We start from the raw sequence: 16190 nt of genomic DNA, 5'->3' as shown, positions 1-16190 counted from the left end.
GACTCATTTTCTGCATTATGCTTCAAGTACTTTCCTGATTTTTCCAATAGCCCATTCTAGATCGTCTTCGTCAATGACGAGCGGTGGAGCAAAACGGATTACATTTTCGTGTGTTTCCTTACATAATAATCCTTTCTCTTTCAACTTTTCACAATAAGGGCGTGCTTTTTCATGCAATTCGACTCCTACGAATAAGCCTTTTCCCCTTACCTCTTTGATCACAGGGTTTTCAATTTTGCGTAGCTCATTCATCATCTGAGTGCCTAACCGAAGTGATCGATCTGTTAAATTTTCCTCTTCTAATACTTCAAGTGATGCGACAGATACTGCACATGCTAGCGGATTCCCGCCGAACGTTGACCCGTGGGAGCCTGGGTTAAACACCCCTAAAATGTCTTTGTTTGCTACGACACAGGAGATAGGGAAAACCCCGCCACCTAATGCTTTTCCAAGTATGAGGACGTCTGGAGTCACATTCTCCCAGTCACAAGCAAACATTTTTCCGCTTCGACCTAGACCAGCTTGGATTTCATCGGCAATAAACAATACTTGGTTATCATTACACACCTGATAAGCTTCTGTTAGGAAGCCTTCTGGAGGGATAACAATACCAGCCTCACCTTGAATCGGCTCGACTAAAAATGCAGCAGTATTTTCCGTGATTGCTTCTTTTAATGCTTGTGCATCGCCGTATGGTATAATTTTGATCCCTGGAAGCATTGGACCGAAGCCTCGTTTGTATTCTTCTTCGGATGAAAGAGAAACTGCAGTCATCGTCCTTCCGTGGAAGTTCCCAACACATGCGATAATTTCGGCTTTGTTTTCTGCTACACCTTTCACATCATATGCCCAGCGTCGTGCTGCTTTTATAGCAGTTTCAACGGCTTCTGCACCAGTGTTCATCGGAAGAGCCATTTCCTTATTCGTTAGCTTACATATTTTTTCGTACCACGGCCCCAGTTGATCATTGTGAAATGCTCTTGATGTTAAGGTAACTCGATCTGCTTGATCCTTTAATGCCTGAATAATTTTTGGGTGGCGATGACCCTGGTTTACTGCTGAATAAGCACTAAGCATATCCATGTATCGATTGCCTTCTGGATCTTCAACCCAAACACCCTCAGCCTTTGCAACAACAATTGGAAGAGGGTGGTAGTTTTTCGCACCATATTCCTGAGTTTGGTCAATAATTGCTTGACTTGTTTGTGGCATACTATCCCTCCATTTCAAAAAAATATATTATGAGCTTACCTAAAGTATAACAGTTTTTATCAAATTTTTCTTTCAATAATAAGGATGCTCATCATAAGTGTTCATAAATCGTTCATATGAAATACGATGTAAAACATGGTATGATAAGCTTGATTCATCATAAAGGAGGCAAACAAATGACAAACTTACATATTACATCATGGGTATTAGCATTTATTTTGTTATTCCTTGTTCTATCGTTTTATAAACAAGGAAAAGAAAAACCAGGTAAAATTGTTCACATGATATTGCGTCTCGACTACTTGTTTATTTTATACACTGGTGGTCAGCTGATAGCTATGTACTTTCAAGGATCCACGATGCTGCCAGAAGCTATTACGAAAGCACTCGCTGGTCTATGGGTGATTGCAGCCATAGAAATGGTAGCTATTAAGACTGGTAAAGGCAAATCAGCGAAAAGTGCATGGATTCAGCTAGGGATTGCTTTTGCTATTACTTTATTGTTAGGTTTTGGTCGATTACCATTAGGACTGCTGCCTTAATTGACGGAGAAAATAGTATTTCACAGAAGTAGCCTAACTTCCACACATATAGGTTCACATTATCCTCTTATCTCGCATAAAGATAAATAATGCAAAAGAAAGGGGTTATGACGAATGTGTGGTATTACAGGTTGGGTTGACTTTCAGCGTGATTTATCCAAAGACATAACACCTATAAGAAAAATGGCACAGGCCATTAAACACCGAGGACCTGATGAATACAACGAGTGGGTTTCAACACATGCCGCCTTTGGGCATCAGCGGTTAATTGTCGTTGATCCAGAAGGCGGTAAGCAACCAATGAAATATACACAAAATGGATATGAATATGTTCTTTGTTATAATGGCGAGTTATACAATACCGAAGACATACGTAAAGAATTAGTTCACAGAGGTTGGACATTTCGATCACATTCAGACACAGAAGTACTGTTAAAAAGTTATATAGAATGGAAAGAGGAATGTGTTGATCTATTAAATGGCATTTTTGCGTTCGCCATTTGGGATTCTGAGAAGGAACAACTTTTTATCGCAAGAGACCGACTAGGTGTCAAGCCACTTTTTTACACCGAACAAGGATCCAGTCTCATGTTCGGTTCAGAAATAAAAGCATTACTCTCACATGATGAAATAGAACCAATCATTGACCATGAAGGATTAAGTGAAATCCTTGCGTTAGGACCATCTCGAACTCCAGGTCATGGTGTTTTTAAGGGAATCAACGAATTACGTGCAGCACATGTAGGGATTTTTGATAAAAATGGACTACGGACAAAAAGGTATTGGAACGTAGATAGCACCCTACACACAGAAGACATAGAAGAAACAGCACAAAAAATTCGATATTTGTTTACGGATGCTGTAGAGAGACAGCTCGTATCTGATGTACCGCTTGGAACTTTTTTATCGGGTGGGGTAGATTCGAGTGCAATCACTGCCATTGCGTCCAACTACCTAAAAGAAAATGACCCAAATCGAAAGCTTCAAACCTTCTCCATTAATTACGAAGAAAACGATGTATTTTTTGAAAAGAGCACGTTTCAGCCAAATAGTGATGAAGACTTTATTGGGAGTATGGTGGAAGCACATGGGACAGAACACCATAGGTTTGTCATGGATAATGACACCTTAAAAGAAATGTTGACGGAAGCCGTCGAGTATCGAGATTTGCCTGGTATGGCTGACGTTGATTCCTCTTTACTATGGTTTTGTCGGCAAACAAAACAAGAAGTAACTGTAGCCTTATCTGGTGAGTGTGCAGATGAAATATTTGGAGGGTATCCATGGTTTTACCGGGAAGAAGATTTGACCCGAGAAGGATTTCCTTGGATTCGATCTTCCGAAACTCGACATTCCTTATTAAATGAGGAATGGAAACAAAAATTGGATTTAAGACATTATATGCTCCGGCGCTACCAAGAAACAATTGATGAAACGCCACTGTATGAAGGGGATAATGAGATTGAATCCCAACGCAGAAAAATGTTTTACTTGAATATGCAGTGGTTTATGCCGAATTTGCTTGACAGAAAAGACCGTATGAGTATGGGAGCGAGCTTTGAAGCACGTGTACCATTTAGTGATCACCGACTAGTTGAATATGTGTGGAACATTCCATGGGATATGAAAACATACCAAGATCGGGAAAAGGGAATTCTGAGAAAAGCATTAGAAGGGCTACTTCCAGATGAAATTCTTTATCGAAAGAAAAGTCCATACCCAAAGACGCATCATCCTGCCTATACAAAAGCTGTTGTAGGTTGGATGGAAGAAATTTTAAACGATCCGAAAGCTCGGTTGTTTGAACTGTTCGATCCTGAACAGATAAAAAAATTGGTAGAAAGTGAAGGGAAAGGCATAAAGGAGCCCTGGTACGGTCAGTTGATGACAGGTCCTCAATTACTTGCACACCTCGGTCAAATAGATCATTGGTTACGTAAGTATGATGTTAAGATAGAAAGATAGTTATAAGAGGATGTTCAAAAAGTCACCAAATACCACTACTAATAGTAGGATCGCATGTGAGATGTTGAATTCGCATGCGACTTTTTGTGTGGTAAGCGAACGATTAGATTGTACCTATTTGGTCACAACTAACGAATGGATAAGATTGACTCTATCTTTTGTTAAGGCTAATCTAGAAGAGGTGTTGAAAAAATGAACAAATAATATGCGAATTGAAACGACGCAATTATAGTACAAATATAGGAGGGACATGCATGAATAAAGTACTAATATACACTCTTATCCTACCGCTTTTTTTCATAAATGCTGTACAGATTAGTGCTGAGGATGCACAAAAAGGAGCATGGGAAGAAGAAGTTGTTTATTACGTTCTCGTTGACCGCTTTGTAAACGGTACCTCGTCTAACGATCAGGTAGTTGATATTGACGATCCAAAGGCTTTTCGTGGTGGTGACATCCAAAGAATTATAGATAATCTTGATTACATAAAGGGTTATGGATTTACTACAATTAATTTAAGTCCCATTATGAAAAATGCAAAAAAGGGGTATCACGGCTATTGGATTACTGATTTTAGAAAAATGGAACCGAGCTTTGGAACGATGGATGACATGAAGGAATTAGTAAAAGAAGCGCATGATCGGAACATGAAGGTAATCATTGATTTCCCAATTCAGTTCACTGCAACCACACACCCATGGACAAAAGATCAAAATAAAAAAGAATGGTATAAACCAAACAATTATCAATTCCCGAATCAACCATGGTTAAATGAGGTATCATTACTAGATTTAAAAAATAAAGATGTGCAGCAGGAAATTCTAAAAACGGCTCTTTTTTGGCTTGAAAACACAAATATTGATGGCTATAGACTTAAAATGCTAGAAGACGTCCCACCAACATTTTTGTCCTCACTCAGTTCTAATCTAAGCAAAGAGAAATCCGATTTTATTCTTGTTGGTGACATGAATGGGGATGTTTCTGATGATACGATAAATACGTATTTAGATCAAGGCACAGATAGCTTTGTTGATCCATCTTTTGTTGAAGCATCAACAGATGTATTTAGCACGTTTGGTGAAAGTCCAAAACAACTGTATCAACGCTTTCTTAACAAAGAAGCAACATATAAAGACGTAACATCACGCGTTATTTTCTTAGATAGTCAAGAAACGACTCGATTTACTCGAAAAGTGATACTTAATAAACAAAATCCTATTACAAGATGGAAGCTTGGATTAACCTATTTATACACAACACCTGGTATCCCTGTCGTTTATCAAGGGTCAGAAATTCCAATGGACAATGGGAAAGATGTGCCCGATCATCAAACTTCTCGAGTTGGAGGCGGTGATGAAGATCTCAAGACATATATAGAGCAACTTGCTTCGATTCGAATAAAATTTCCTGCTCTTACCAAAGGCGATTTAACGTTTGTTGATGACAATGGAGCAATGACATTGATAAAGCGAACATACGAGGATCAAACTGTATACGTTGCTATAAATAATGATGTTTCGACAAAAACAATTGCGATTGATGAAGTGCCAGACGGGATGCAGCTAACCGGTCTCATTCAGGATAACATCGTTAGAAAACAAAAGGATGGAAGTTATAAAATTGCCTTAGACAGGGAAACGGCTGACATATTCATTGTGGAAGAGGATACTGGAATCAACTGGCTCGTTGTTTCCTTTATTGGAGTTGTGTTTGGAGGCTTTGTTCTATTCATCATCGCGTTGGAACGGAAAGCTAAAAAGAATAACAACTAGTGCGTAGAAAAGGCAGTACAGTACAGTTGGAAAACACCAAATAATCTGCAACAGTAGAACAAATAACACACGAAAACGATTTGATCTTTATGTTTTCGTGTGTTATTAAGCTCCTATTTCCGATTTGTTTTCTTTTTTTGACGGGTGTTTACTCCGCTATTTACGAGATGCGACAGTTATGATTATGTTATTTCATGAGAAGAAGTGGCGCCTTGGCTGTGTAAGTATTGATAAATTTTCCGGTAGTTTCCCACTTCAATTTCTCCGTAAATATACTTTTGCTGACAGTAATCGAGTAGTGCATCTGGTGAATCTGGATGCTGATTTCGGTCTTGTTCATACGAAAGGATCAGGTCGTTTAATAGTATCATTTTATTCCCCCTAATAATGATAATAGCCGCATATCAATGGTGTATTACTAATAAATATGAACACACTAGGAGCTATATGATTACTATTTTGTTGGGGAATTCATAACGACAAGGTCATTTATAAATATCGTTCAAGAAAAATAATGCGAGCGTTCCTGGGCCAGCGTGTGCACCGATTGAAGAACCAACCATTTCAATCTCAATTCGGTTTGTTCCATATTTGCCTTTAACTATTTCAGCTAGTTGGTTAGCTGTTTCAATATCATCACCATGGCTAATTCCGATTGTTTGATTGGTTAAATCGATTCCGCGCTCATCCATTAACTCAACCATTCTTTTTAACACTCTTTTTGAGCCTCGAATTTTTTCGAGTGGAACGAGCTTACCTTCTTCAACATGGAGCAAAGGTTTTATTTTTAATAAGGATCCGACAAAAGCAGCTGTTTTACTAACGCGCCCCCCTCGGTACAAATACTCTAAATCATCAACTGTGAAGATATGCTCCATGTGATTGGCATGGTAGGTAGCGACATCTAAAATAGTTTGAAAAGATTCGCCTTGTTGAGCCAATTCAGCAGCACGAAGCGCAACCAGTCCTTGTCCAACAGAGGCGCAATGAGTATCTAAAATATGCAATTCCCAATTTGGATAAGTCTCCTTTAGTTCCTGCTCCGCTATTTTTGCGGATTGATAGGTACCTGAAAGCTCGGATGAAAAGGCGATGTAGATACAAGGCTGGTTGACTTTTGCATATTTTTCAAATGTGTTCGTAAATGTTTGTGGGGATACTTGAGATGTTTTAGGCACTTTTCCATTTCGCATTGCATCATAGACTGTCTTGGCGAATATGGTTCGGGCATCCTCGTAATTCCTCCCGTCTAACTGAACCGTTAAGGAAACCATATCGATATCATATGTTGTATAGTGGTTTTCTGATAAGTCAGAAGCGGAATCGGTTATAATCTTCACAGACATTTAATTCACCTTCTTTATTAGTATGAAAACTATTTTATTTTTAGTTTAGCGTTACCATGGTATATAGTCAAAACAATTTTTGAGAAGGGCTCATTATAGGTTTTCCTTTTGTCTGTGTGGGAATGGTTAAGTAATGATGGATACATATTCAACTAAAAAAAGGTTAGCGTAACAGTAAAGGAGGTTCTAGGCCATGTTTTTGTTTGAGGCTAAGCGTATTATTGTCGTACTATTTGGTGCTATTTTGAATGCCATATCATTGAACTTCTTTTTAATAAGTGCCAATGTATACGCTAGTGGATTTACTGGGGTATCCCAGTTGCTTTCTAGCGTGTTTCAAGACTTTTTTAATATTCAAGGCATAAGTACTGGTATCATTCTCTTTATTTTAAATATTCCAGTAGCCATCCTTGGTTGGTATAAAGTTGGAAAAGGCTTTACCATTTACAGTTTTATTTCCGTTATTTTTATGACTATTTTTCTAGAACTATTACCTATTTTACAGCTGTCAAAAGATATTATACTTAATGCAGTGTTTGGTGGGGTGATCGGTGGTGTAGGCGTTGGGATCACGCTAAAGTGGGGTGCTTCTACCGGCGGTTTAGATATTGTGGCAATGGTTCTTTCTAGAATGAAAGACAAACCGATTGGTAATTACTTTCTCATCTTAAACAGCTTAATTATAATCTTTGCTGGCGTTCTCTACGAGCCAGAAAATGCCTTATATACACTTTTAACACTATATGTCTCAACAAGAGTGATTGATGCGATTCATACTCGCCACGAAAAGGTTACGGCGATGATTATTACTACAAAAGCAGATCAATTACAGCAGGCAATCCACAATAAAATGGTGCGAGGAATTACAATTATCCCTGCTCGCGGAGCTTACACAAAGCAACATAAAGACATGATGATTTTAGTTATAACGAGATATGAACTATATGATTTGGAAAAAATTATTAAAGACGTAGATCCAGAGGCATTCACAAATATTGTGCAAACAACAGGGATTTTTGGGTTTTTCAGAAAAAACGATTAAAAACGGATAGTCCAATTTGATTTGTAAATGGTTTTAGACTACACCTAATTCCCCTATGCTTTCAGCTTACTGTAAAAGAAACAAGTAGAACTGCATATAAGATATGGGAAAGAATATATATGAATAGAGGTAGGCTGTGAGCTAAGGGGATGATTGTGTGAAGCAAGACAAAAGCTTTGAGGAAATGGAGAATTTTCGGCAAGTACTTGGAGATGACTTTTGGGAAATGATATCGGAATTTTTACCATTTATTGGACCAAGGGTTGATCTCTGCCGTGGAGAGAAAGAAGTTATCGTTGTTGCCGAAATTCCGGGTATTGAATCGCAAAGTGAGCTCACCATAAGTCTTCATGGCTATACGCTTAACATTGAGGGAAAAATTTTAAAAAAATATGCATCAGCGGAATACAAATTTTTGCTGAAGGAACGATCAAGTGGTTCGTTTAGTAGAAGTATCTCGTTGCCAAAAGATTGCGCACTGGAACATATACGGGCTGATTATCATAATGGATTGTTAGTCATTCAAATTCCTTTGTTTGTCCACAAGAGTGGAGAATATAAGGAACAGGTAAATGTTCATTTTCATCAATAAAATGAGGAGATGTATAGATCGCTATGTCCAAAATTAGGTATAACTCTATCAAAGTAGGAGCGATTCAAAACAATTCTGGATTGTTTTATGGATCCAATCGCCAATCGAAGTGGAATAGTACATCCCGGACTTCCGAAGGGTTTGGTTCTATCGACGGTACTTCCAACACGGTAAAAAGAAAGACCTCTATTGTGCGACATCAAGATAAGGGTGAAAACGGTCTTGACTCTTGAATAAACGGCATATCCTTTTTTACAAGATAAGAAAGTAAAAATTTATATTAATGGTTGACAAAATGAATTACATTTTAAACCTAACCATATATTCCTACTGTCAAGTAATGCAACCAACTTGGAAAAAGGATGAAAGACCATGGGAAACGAGAGTAAAGAAATAGTAAAAATTCTACAAGAAATCCACCAGACTATAAAAAACATTGAAAAGCAAATGACTATAAATAGTCAATCCAATCAGTCAAAAAAAGAGGATACATATCATCTAGACATTGAGCATGTAAATATAGATCAATTTGATTTAGATGACTTGACCTACCATATAGATAAAATAGACATTAAAGAATTGAGCGGAATGATGAATGTCGGCAACACATTTTCTCCGTCTTTAAGCAAGCAAAAGAAACAAAAACAACAAAGTAGTTCTTCCACATCAAAAGAGGATGATACCCGAATAACATCTTCCCAAGATAAAAAAACAAAACCAGTTATCATTCCACTTCAGTCTAATTGGGACAAAACCCCCCATCAAACCATTTCTAAAAATAAGGCAATACGTGTCAAGATTAATGGAAAATTATTGCCGTCTAAGCAACAAAACAACAAAAGGAAGTGATCCTTTTTGAAAACCCTGTCACCAAATTTCATTATTGGTTCCATTCAAATTGGAACTATCGAGTCGGCCTCGTGTGTGAATTTTGGAAATAATTTCCCGAAGGATTTTACAAGTAATAAAAAACAAAATCAAGGCTTTGGAAGTATTTCTGGAGACAATAATGATATTTCTGATATCTTTTCTAGATTAGATGAAAAAGACATTAAAGAAGTTTTTCACCAAAGTCAAGCTGGTCAATATCCAGAATGGCTTCACAAACTAATTGAAGAGCAGGACGTTGACATTGAGCAGGATTTTCAAGATGACGAACCCGAGCCGTAAATAGACCTTCACAAATATAAATACGGGGAATACATTACTATATAGTATTAACGATCTGAACAGTAGGATGCTGTTTATATAAACAGAAAGGAGCTTGATTTATGGCAGTCCCCATTGTATTTGGTTCCATTAATGTAAATGCTCAGGACACTAATGCAACGGTTTCTATCGGGCAGAACACCCAATCAGGTTGGAACGCACATTCCAAAAATAATTTTGGATATGGCATGCTGTTTGGCTGGAATGTGGCAACGAACTCATTAAATTATGTTTTCGATCCTGACGTTACAGATACGGCAATTAACGACAACGAAAATAATCCAACAAATCAAGGGCAAGCATTGTGACTCTTAGAAAGGGGATATTTGCATGACCTATTCTATTTTATTTGATTCAGTAAATGTTAATACACAGGATACAAATGCAACCATTACAGTAGGCGAGAATGTGCAGTCTGGTTGGAACGCACATTCCAAAAATAATTTCGGAAATGGGATGCTGTTCGGTTGGAATTATACGATCCATTCACGGAATTACGTTATGGATCCTGATACAACGGATACGATTATTTCAGATAATGAGTTCGATGCTACAAATCAAGGCCAGGTAGGATGATAACTGGGATCCATTAGGATATGGTCAGACAGAGGTGTATGAAGTATGGGATTTAAAGGATTTATACGATTTAACAGCATTAACGTGAATTCGATTGATGAAAACTCAGGTATTTTCACTGGTAACAATAATCAGTATAACTGGTCATCACATTCAAAAGAAAACAGCGGTTTCGGCACAATAAAAGGCAAACGTAATTTAGTGATACGCCCCTACAACATCGTAATTGACCCAGATCAGATTGATAATCCAAATGGGAGCTTTAGAAGAACGGTTTAACAGTCCAATGTTATTCTACTGAAAGTAGCGACTTAAAAAAGAAATGAAGAGTCTCCTATAGTATTATTATGATACTAAGGATACCTCTTCATTTTTTAACTTTACTCACATAAACATTTAGAACCCGAATTCAGTTAAAATCGCTTCTACTTTAGGTGTAAGTATATCCCATTCAGCATCAAAACCTTTGTTTACTGTAATAAAATTTTGAAAACCAAATACGTTGTCTACTTCATCTAGTTGCATCAATTCATTTAATATTTCATGTTCGCTTGTTTGACCTGGCATAACAGAAACACTGTTATTGCCTTGGAAAATCAGTGAATCAGCAGTAAACTTCATAGCGTTCGGATTTGGGGTAGGTTCAGTTCTTACACTCATAACGATTCCTCCTAGTAATTCATCTTCATAATTTTTCTTTATTATTTATCATATCAGAAAAAATAGAAATGCAAAACAATATATTTCCTGGGGAATAATTACGGTTTTTGTCGAGTGTGTAACATATGTAAAAAAAGCCCCCTCATAAAGGAAAGGTGAGGGGGCTAAGACAACTTATTTTAATTCGTTGTTTTGCTCAAGTTCCTGTTCTAACTGCTGCAGCTGTTGCTGTTCTTCTGGAGAAGCATTCGTGTATGCTGACTGGATTGCATTTCGAGCCGCTTGTTTGTCTGCTCCATTTCTAGCACCTTGACCGTTTGTGATACGGTTGACGGCATTTTTAGCTTGTTGCATTAAATTATTTGCCATATTGTTTGCCATCGTTAAAAACCTCCCACAGTGTGATTGTCTGCTTCTTCGCGTTTTCGTTTTACGTCAGTGAATCGTTCCCGATACGGAAAGCGCTCATCGTGTTTTTTTACAGAATCTGCACCTTGCTGTGTAAACCGTTTTGATTTACTTCGTTTGGTCACTATGATTCCCCCCAGCAAAAAAGCCTGAACGCTTTGTGCGTTCAAGCTTAGTATGGGTTGAAAAAGTGTTTTTAATGATTCGTAATTATTGCCAGTTATTTGGTTACATTTTAACATCCGATTACATGCTCGTTGGTTACACTTTGACGTTTAAATGTAAGTAATCTTCAAGAAATACAGCTACTCCGTTTTCTTCATTGGTTACTGTAATGTGGTTTGCAATTTGTTTTAATTCGTCAATAGCATTTGCCATCGCAACGCCAACACCTGCATATTCAATCATTTCAAAATCGTTATCCTCATCACCGAATGCAATAATTCTTTCGACTGGGATATGATAATAATGTGCAATTTTTTTTAAACCTACTGCTTTATTTAAGCCTTTGCGAACAATTTCGATAATATTCCAAGGTGCAGCCCATTTGCGATGTTCAATCACTGAAGCATGTTCATCGCTAAGAGTTGTCCTGAGTTGTTCAACATGCTTTTCATGAGGATAAATGAGTAATGAGGTTGGGTCTGTTTTGAGTTCGTTTTTTAGACTGCCGACCGTAATTGGTTGGTTCTGTCTATGGACATGCAAAACTTTCATTAACTCCTCGTCATATCGATCTAGATAAACTTGATTTCCTATTTCAGCTAAAATGTTTGGCACCTCTAATTCGTAACATGTTTGAATAATTTTTCTTGCCGTTCGAATCGGAAGAGGTGTATGTAGTACATCCCATTTGTTATCTGATGGGTGATGGATTAGTGCACCGTTAAAATTGACCATTGGCGTGTCTAATCCAAGTATGTCGTAATATTCCGAGCTAGCACGGTGTGGTCTGCCCGTAGCAATTACCACGATGTGTCCCTGTTCTTTTGCTTTTGCAATTGTTTGTAGTGTTTGATCAGGGATGACTTTTGTGTCCGTTAATAAAGTACCATCTAAATCTAATGCAATTAAATGTCTTTCTTTTTTCAATAAGATCACCTCGTTATGTATGTATAGTGTAGTAGGGAAAATCCAACTTGTAAAGAATTTGTATCATTTATGGTAGTTATGTTTTGCATTGTGCTAACTGGAAATAATATCATTAAACAAGTACTTAAAATATACAAAAAATAAAGGGGATATAAATAATGATAGGTATTTACAATAGAAACTGGGAACATATCCCTGTATTAGAGGTAGTTCACTCCGACAAAAAAGATCAAGCTCTACCTGTACTTACATATTACCACGGATTCACAAGTGCGAAAGAGCACAATCTCCCATTAGCCTATTTATTGGCGGAAAAAGGCTATCGTGTTGTCTTGCCTGACTGTTATTTACACGGAGAACGGCAAGGGGACATTACAAATGATAAAAGGGAACTAGAATTTTTTGCAATTGTCGAGCAAAACATAAAGGAAATTGCTCTGATCAAAAAATACCTAGAAGATAATAACTTATTAAAGGATGGTCGCTTTGGCTTGGCTGGTACGAGCATGGGCGGTATTACGACTGCTGCTGCATTAACACAATATCCTTGGATAAAAGCAACGGCTATTTTGATGGGATCTCCGAAAATAACCGATTATGCAAAGGGACTAATTGAACATACGAAACGCATTACAGAACATTTTCCGATTTCAGAGGAAGAAATAGAGCATTTATATCAATCACTGGAGAAAGTAGATCTGTCCAGACAGATCGAAAAGCTATATGAGCGCCCCATTTTCTTTTGGCATGGCGAGAAGGATTCGGTCGTTCCATTTGATCATGCGTATAACTTTTACGAGCGAGCCATTCAAGAATATAAAAACCCAGAAAGTATTCGATTTTTACGTGAGCCTGGTCGGGATCATAAGGTAAGTCGCTATGCTATTTTAGAGACGGTTAAATGGTTTACAATGCAACTATGATGAAAGAAAGTCAACCAAAGTAATCTAGATCATTTAAATTTAAATCGTTTTATGTTTATACTATAATAAAGTATAAGGATTGAAGGAGGTATAGGTAAATGGAAGCTGCTTTAGAAGAAAATATGATGGGTGCTCTTGAAAATGTAATTGATCCTGAGCTGGGAATTGATATTGTTAATCTTGGACTAGTGTATGGTGTAGATATGGATGAAGATGGTGTCGGTACCGTTACCATGACACTAACTGCAATGGGATGTCCTTTGGCAGGACATATCGAACAAGATGTAAAACGGGTTCTTGCAGATATTCCAGAGTTAAAGGAAGTGAATGTAAACATCGTATGGAATCCGCCATGGTCTAAGGATAGAATGTCTCGTTACGCGAAAATCGCACTTGGTATCCCAGATTAATGCACATCAGGAAGAACTCTTGCGGACACTGGCAAGGGTTCTTGCTGTTTCATTGTTACTTTGTCAAGAGGTTGTTCCAAAAGTCATCAAATGATAAACGGCTTTAAGGAAAAGTGAAGGACGAAGGGGTTTTATTTCATGAAAAACAGATATCCTTTTTCGATTATTCAAATAGTTGGTTATAAGAATAGTGGCAAAACAACCCTTGTCAACAAGCTAGTCCGTACTTTAACCGAGCAAAACAAAAAAGTTGGAACATTAAAACACCATGGACATGGTGGTAAGCCATTGGTTATAAAAGGAACAGATAGCCAACAGCATGTGGAAGCTGGGTCGATTATGAGCGGCGTTGAAGGTGATGGAACGTTTCAACTTACGATCCAGCAAAACACGGGCCTTTCATTGGATCAGCTGATCGATTATTATCAATACTTTCCATTGGATTATTTGATCGTTGAAGGATATAAAAATGTTGGACTTCCTAAAGTTATACTTATACGCAGACGGGATGATCTACAACAGCTTTTACATAATTTAACGAATATAAGGGCAGTTATCACTTGGGATGATCAGGGTATACAAGGCTTAGATTTACCCACTTTTTTTATTGAGGATGATCTTCGTTATATCCCGTGGATCCTACATGAAGGAAGAAAGGGAGAAGCATGAGACAATCGGATTTTTGGATTACAAAAAACACTATTTCGATCGAAAGCGTAGTAGAAAAGGTAGTTCGCCCTAAAGCTGGAGCGATCGATACTTTCATTGGTACCGTAAGAGAATTCACCAAGGGTAAACGAACTCTGTTTTTAGAATATCAAGCATACGTTCCGATGGCAGAAAAAAAGCTTACACAAATCGGCACGGAAATTAAGCAACAATGGCCAGACGCAAAAACGGCCATTGTTCATCGCATTGGACATTTAGACATTACGGACATTGCTGTCGTGATCGCTGTCTCCACTCCCCATCGCGCAGATGCTTTTGAAGCATGCAGGTATGCCATCGAACGGATTAAAGAAATCGTACCAATTTGGAAAAAAGAGCATTGGGAGGACGGCACTATGTGGATAGGAGATCAAAAGGAACAACAAACATACCCAGGTGGAAAGCCGTCAGAGGAGGACTTAACATGATCCATGTTCTGTTGTTTGCACAGTTACAGGAAGCTGTAGGGAAAGACAGCTTAGAATTGCAGTTCACTTCCATAACCGTTTCCGATTTAAAGCAAATGTTGAAAGAAGAATACAATGTATTGTCAATTGATCAAGCGATGACTGCAATTAATGAAGAATACGCGCAGGGTGATACAGTGATTCGCGACGGAGACACTGTCGCTTTTATTCCACCAGTAAGCGGTGGGTAAATAAAATAGCTATGGATGGAGCTTCTATATTGAGGCTCCATCTGATTCCCCGATGTTTCAGCTTGTTGATTTGCCAAGTACACAGAAAATCTCCAAGCTTAACGTTACAACCAAATAACTGCAAGAAATCCTACTACAAAACAATAAATAGCAAAATATTTTAAATTTCCTTTAGCCATAATATTCATGAACCATTTCAATGCAAAATAAGAGGCAATAATTGCAGCAAGGAATGCTAACATATAAGGAATGAATAGTGCCTCGAACTGTGGATTGGTGATCAATTCCTCAGCTGACAATAGCATAGATCCAAGGCTAACAGGTATATAGAGCATAAACGAAAATCGAAGGGCGGTTGTCTGTTTCATACCTAACAGCATTGCGGCTACGATGGTTGCCCCTGATCGACTAATCCCCGGTATAAGTGCTACGGATTGCGCAAGACCTACAATCAATGCGTCCTTCCATGTTAGATCACCGTCATTTTTTTGTCCTTTTAAGTTACGAATGATCCACAATGCAAATCCGGTAATAATTAAAGTTATACCGACCATTTTTATCGAGCTAAAGGTAGTCGAAATCCAGTCCTCAAACAAAATTCCGATTACCCCAGCTGGAATTGTACCGATTAATAAATATAGAATAAAATTAAAATCAGATCGCTGTTGTTTGTTTTTGGTAAACAGGTAGCCCGTTCCATTTTGAATGAGCCGCAAAATATCCCGGCGATAAATAATTAGCACTGCAATTAAAGACCCAAAATTAACGAGTACCTCAAACGAGAGTCCTTCCATTTCTAACTGAAACAGATTCTTGACAATCACTAAATGTCCACTAGATGAAATCGGGATAGGCTCTGTAAAGCCTTGAAATAGACCAAGAAATGTATATTTTAAAAGTAACCATAGATCTGAAAGCTTTTCCAACTTTTGTTCCTCCCTAAAAGTGCTTTTTATACGAAAATGGGGGTTATGCTGAATTTTGGCGCAAAAAAGCACCCCCCTTAAATGAAATTGTTCATTTTAAAAATTTATGGAACATTATTGTAGTTAATTATGCTGATTTGTTTTCTTGG

General features: G+C 37.8%; 24 protein-coding genes. 16 read left to right on the top strand and 8 right to left on the bottom strand.

All coding sequences use genetic code 11. The features are described from left to right. Positions 1 to 15 precede the first annotated feature (15 nt). Positions 16 to 1212 (bottom strand): ornithine--oxo-acid transaminase, encoded by a 1197-nt coding sequence (locus NC797_RS13855; protein WP_272437399.1) that lies wholly within the window; start codon positions 1210 to 1212, stop codon positions 16 to 18. Positions 1213 to 1388: 176 nt separating this feature from the next. Here NC797_RS13855 and NC797_RS13850 point away from each other — a divergent pair, with 176 nt between their 5' ends. The 3 genes from NC797_RS13850 (at position 1389) to NC797_RS13840 (ending at position 5491) form a co-directional block, all read left to right on the top strand. Continuing rightward, positions 1389 to 1754, top strand: coding sequence for a YisL family protein (locus NC797_RS13850; RefSeq protein ID WP_272437398.1), 366 nt, complete (start codon positions 1389 to 1391; stop codon positions 1752 to 1754). 114 nt (positions 1755 to 1868) lie between these two features. Continuing rightward, a complete protein-coding gene (asnB, locus tag NC797_RS13845; protein WP_272437397.1) occupies positions 1869 to 3719 on the top strand; it encodes an asparagine synthase (glutamine-hydrolyzing) in 1851 nt (616 codons plus the stop codon). Between the two features lie 254 nt (positions 3720 to 3973). Further along, positions 3974 to 5491 carry an alpha-amylase family glycosyl hydrolase gene (locus NC797_RS13840; protein ID WP_272437396.1) on the top strand — a complete coding sequence of 506 codons (1518 nt, stop codon included), beginning with the start codon at positions 3974 to 3976 and terminating at the stop codon, positions 5489 to 5491. 182 nt (positions 5492 to 5673) lie between these two features. Here the strand turns inward: NC797_RS13840 and yppF are convergent, their stop codons facing one another. Beyond that, entirely contained in the window at positions 5674 to 5862 is a 189-nt protein-coding gene (yppF, locus tag NC797_RS13835) for a YppF family protein (protein ID WP_272437395.1), read from the bottom strand. A gap of 114 nt (positions 5863 to 5976) precedes the next feature. Next, positions 5977 to 6837: a DegV family protein gene (locus tag NC797_RS13830; RefSeq protein WP_272437394.1), complete on the bottom strand. Its 861-nt coding sequence runs from the start codon at positions 6835 to 6837 to the stop codon at positions 5977 to 5979. 193 nt (positions 6838 to 7030) lie between these two features. Here NC797_RS13830 and NC797_RS13825 point away from each other — a divergent pair, with 193 nt between their 5' ends. The 8 genes from NC797_RS13825 (at position 7031) to NC797_RS13790 (ending at position 10535) form a co-directional block, all read left to right on the top strand. Next, positions 7031 to 7879, top strand: a complete 849-nt coding sequence (locus tag NC797_RS13825) for a YitT family protein (protein ID WP_272437393.1) — start codon at positions 7031 to 7033, stop codon at positions 7877 to 7879. Positions 7880 to 8036: 157 nt separating this feature from the next. After that, positions 8037 to 8471, top strand: coding sequence for an Hsp20/alpha crystallin family protein (locus NC797_RS13820; RefSeq protein ID WP_272437392.1), 435 nt, complete (start codon positions 8037 to 8039; stop codon positions 8469 to 8471). Positions 8472 to 8494: 23 nt separating this feature from the next. Continuing rightward, positions 8495 to 8704: a hypothetical protein gene (locus tag NC797_RS13815; RefSeq protein ID WP_272437391.1), complete on the top strand. Its 210-nt coding sequence runs from the start codon at positions 8495 to 8497 to the stop codon at positions 8702 to 8704. A gap of 139 nt (positions 8705 to 8843) precedes the next feature. Further along, positions 8844 to 9320 (top strand): hypothetical protein, encoded by a 477-nt coding sequence (locus NC797_RS13810; protein ID WP_272437390.1) that lies wholly within the window; start codon positions 8844 to 8846, stop codon positions 9318 to 9320. A 6-nt stretch (positions 9321 to 9326) separates the two neighbouring features. Then, entirely contained in the window at positions 9327 to 9641 is a 315-nt protein-coding gene (locus NC797_RS13805; RefSeq protein ID WP_272437389.1) for a hypothetical protein, read from the top strand. 101 nt (positions 9642 to 9742) lie between these two features. After that, positions 9743 to 9988, top strand: coding sequence for a hypothetical protein (locus NC797_RS13800; RefSeq protein WP_272437388.1), 246 nt, complete (start codon positions 9743 to 9745; stop codon positions 9986 to 9988). Positions 9989 to 10010: 22 nt separating this feature from the next. Beyond that, the gene (locus NC797_RS13795; protein ID WP_272437387.1) at positions 10011 to 10256 is read left to right on the top strand and encodes a hypothetical protein; all 246 of its coding nucleotides are present in this window, start codon (positions 10011 to 10013) and stop codon (positions 10254 to 10256) included. A 45-nt stretch (positions 10257 to 10301) separates the two neighbouring features. Then, positions 10302 to 10535 (top strand): hypothetical protein, encoded by a 234-nt coding sequence (locus tag NC797_RS13790; RefSeq protein ID WP_272437386.1) that lies wholly within the window; start codon positions 10302 to 10304, stop codon positions 10533 to 10535. Between the two features lie 117 nt (positions 10536 to 10652). Here the strand turns inward: NC797_RS13790 and NC797_RS13785 are convergent, their stop codons facing one another. From NC797_RS13785 to NC797_RS13770, 4 genes are all read right to left on the bottom strand, one after another. Continuing rightward, on the bottom strand, positions 10653 to 10916 hold the full coding sequence (locus NC797_RS13785; protein ID WP_272437385.1) for a NifU N-terminal domain-containing protein: 264 nt from the start codon (positions 10914 to 10916) through the stop codon (positions 10653 to 10655). 174 nt (positions 10917 to 11090) lie between these two features. Then, complete coding sequence (locus NC797_RS13780) at positions 11091 to 11297, bottom strand: DUF3813 family protein (RefSeq protein ID WP_272437384.1); 207 nt, start codon at positions 11295 to 11297, stop codon at positions 11091 to 11093. 2 nt (positions 11298 to 11299) lie between these two features. Beyond that, positions 11300 to 11449 (bottom strand): hypothetical protein, encoded by a 150-nt coding sequence (locus NC797_RS13775; protein ID WP_272437383.1) that lies wholly within the window; start codon positions 11447 to 11449, stop codon positions 11300 to 11302. A 136-nt stretch (positions 11450 to 11585) separates the two neighbouring features. Further along, complete coding sequence (locus NC797_RS13770; RefSeq protein ID WP_272437382.1) at positions 11586 to 12416, bottom strand: Cof-type HAD-IIB family hydrolase; 831 nt, start codon at positions 12414 to 12416, stop codon at positions 11586 to 11588. 158 nt (positions 12417 to 12574) lie between these two features. On the opposite strand from NC797_RS13770, the gene NC797_RS13765 reads away from it, so the two are divergent. From NC797_RS13765 to moaD, 5 genes are all read left to right on the top strand, one after another. Continuing rightward, positions 12575 to 13339 (top strand): prolyl oligopeptidase family serine peptidase, encoded by a 765-nt coding sequence (locus tag NC797_RS13765; protein ID WP_272437381.1) that lies wholly within the window; start codon positions 12575 to 12577, stop codon positions 13337 to 13339. Positions 13340 to 13437: 98 nt separating this feature from the next. Continuing rightward, positions 13438 to 13749 (top strand): metal-sulfur cluster assembly factor, encoded by a 312-nt coding sequence (locus tag NC797_RS13760; RefSeq protein ID WP_272437380.1) that lies wholly within the window; start codon positions 13438 to 13440, stop codon positions 13747 to 13749. 138 nt (positions 13750 to 13887) lie between these two features. After that, positions 13888 to 14418, top strand: a complete 531-nt coding sequence (mobB, locus tag NC797_RS13755) for a molybdopterin-guanine dinucleotide biosynthesis protein B (protein ID WP_272437378.1) — start codon at positions 13888 to 13890, stop codon at positions 14416 to 14418. Next, positions 14415 to 14885 (top strand): molybdenum cofactor biosynthesis protein MoaE, encoded by a 471-nt coding sequence (locus NC797_RS13750; protein WP_272437377.1) that lies wholly within the window; start codon positions 14415 to 14417, stop codon positions 14883 to 14885. Before mobB ends, NC797_RS13750 begins: the two co-directional genes overlap by 4 nt. Next, complete coding sequence (gene moaD, locus NC797_RS13745; RefSeq protein WP_272437376.1) at positions 14882 to 15115, top strand: molybdopterin converting factor subunit 1; 234 nt, start codon at positions 14882 to 14884, stop codon at positions 15113 to 15115. Before NC797_RS13750 ends, moaD begins: the two co-directional genes overlap by 4 nt. Before the next feature lie 104 nt (positions 15116 to 15219). Here moaD and NC797_RS13740 read toward each other — a convergent pair whose 3' ends face one another. Continuing rightward, complete coding sequence (locus NC797_RS13740) at positions 15220 to 16041, bottom strand: undecaprenyl-diphosphate phosphatase (protein ID WP_272437375.1); 822 nt, start codon at positions 16039 to 16041, stop codon at positions 15220 to 15222. Between the last annotated feature and the right edge of the window lie 149 nt (positions 16042 to 16190).

The sequence above is a fragment of the Terrihalobacillus insolitus genome (assembly GCF_028416575.1).
GTDB classification, from domain to species: Bacteria; Bacillota; Bacilli; order Bacillales; family Amphibacillaceae; genus Terrihalobacillus; species Terrihalobacillus insolitus.
The sequence above is the reverse complement of the archived record's forward strand: the minus strand, read 5'-3'. Positions and strand labels throughout refer to the sequence as shown.

Coding starts and splice junctions, on each gene's coding strand:
- moaD (WP_272437376.1), top strand. CDS start 14,882: ATGATCCATGTTCTGTTGTTTGCACAGTTACAGGAAGCTGTAGGGAAA.
- asnB (WP_272437397.1), top strand. CDS start 1,869: ATGTGTGGTATTACAGGTTGGGTTGACTTTCAGCGTGATTTATCCAAA.
- NC797_RS13840 (WP_272437396.1), top strand. CDS start 3,974: ATGAATAAAGTACTAATATACACTCTTATCCTACCGCTTTTTTTCATA.
- NC797_RS13780 (WP_272437384.1), bottom strand. CDS start 11,297: ATGGCAAACAATATGGCAAATAATTTAATGCAACAAGCTAAAAATGCC.
- NC797_RS13790 (WP_272437386.1), top strand. CDS start 10,302: ATGGGATTTAAAGGATTTATACGATTTAACAGCATTAACGTGAATTCG.
- NC797_RS13815 (WP_272437391.1), top strand. CDS start 8,495: ATGTCCAAAATTAGGTATAACTCTATCAAAGTAGGAGCGATTCAAAAC.
- NC797_RS13810 (WP_272437390.1), top strand. CDS start 8,844: ATGGGAAACGAGAGTAAAGAAATAGTAAAAATTCTACAAGAAATCCAC.
- NC797_RS13765 (WP_272437381.1), top strand. CDS start 12,575: ATGATAGGTATTTACAATAGAAACTGGGAACATATCCCTGTATTAGAG.
- NC797_RS13825 (WP_272437393.1), top strand. CDS start 7,031: ATGTTTTTGTTTGAGGCTAAGCGTATTATTGTCGTACTATTTGGTGCT.
- NC797_RS13800 (WP_272437388.1), top strand. CDS start 9,743: ATGGCAGTCCCCATTGTATTTGGTTCCATTAATGTAAATGCTCAGGAC.
- yppF (WP_272437395.1), bottom strand. CDS start 5,862: ATGATACTATTAAACGACCTGATCCTTTCGTATGAACAAGACCGAAAT.
- NC797_RS13760 (WP_272437380.1), top strand. CDS start 13,438: ATGGAAGCTGCTTTAGAAGAAAATATGATGGGTGCTCTTGAAAATGTA.
- NC797_RS13850 (WP_272437398.1), top strand. CDS start 1,389: ATGACAAACTTACATATTACATCATGGGTATTAGCATTTATTTTGTTA.
- NC797_RS13855 (WP_272437399.1), bottom strand. CDS start 1,212: ATGCCACAAACAAGTCAAGCAATTATTGACCAAACTCAGGAATATGGT.
- NC797_RS13795 (WP_272437387.1), top strand. CDS start 10,011: ATGACCTATTCTATTTTATTTGATTCAGTAAATGTTAATACACAGGAT.
- mobB (WP_272437378.1), top strand. CDS start 13,888: ATGAAAAACAGATATCCTTTTTCGATTATTCAAATAGTTGGTTATAAG.
- NC797_RS13750 (WP_272437377.1), top strand. CDS start 14,415: ATGAGACAATCGGATTTTTGGATTACAAAAAACACTATTTCGATCGAA.
- NC797_RS13785 (WP_272437385.1), bottom strand. CDS start 10,916: ATGAGTGTAAGAACTGAACCTACCCCAAATCCGAACGCTATGAAGTTT.
- NC797_RS13830 (WP_272437394.1), bottom strand. CDS start 6,837: ATGTCTGTGAAGATTATAACCGATTCCGCTTCTGACTTATCAGAAAAC.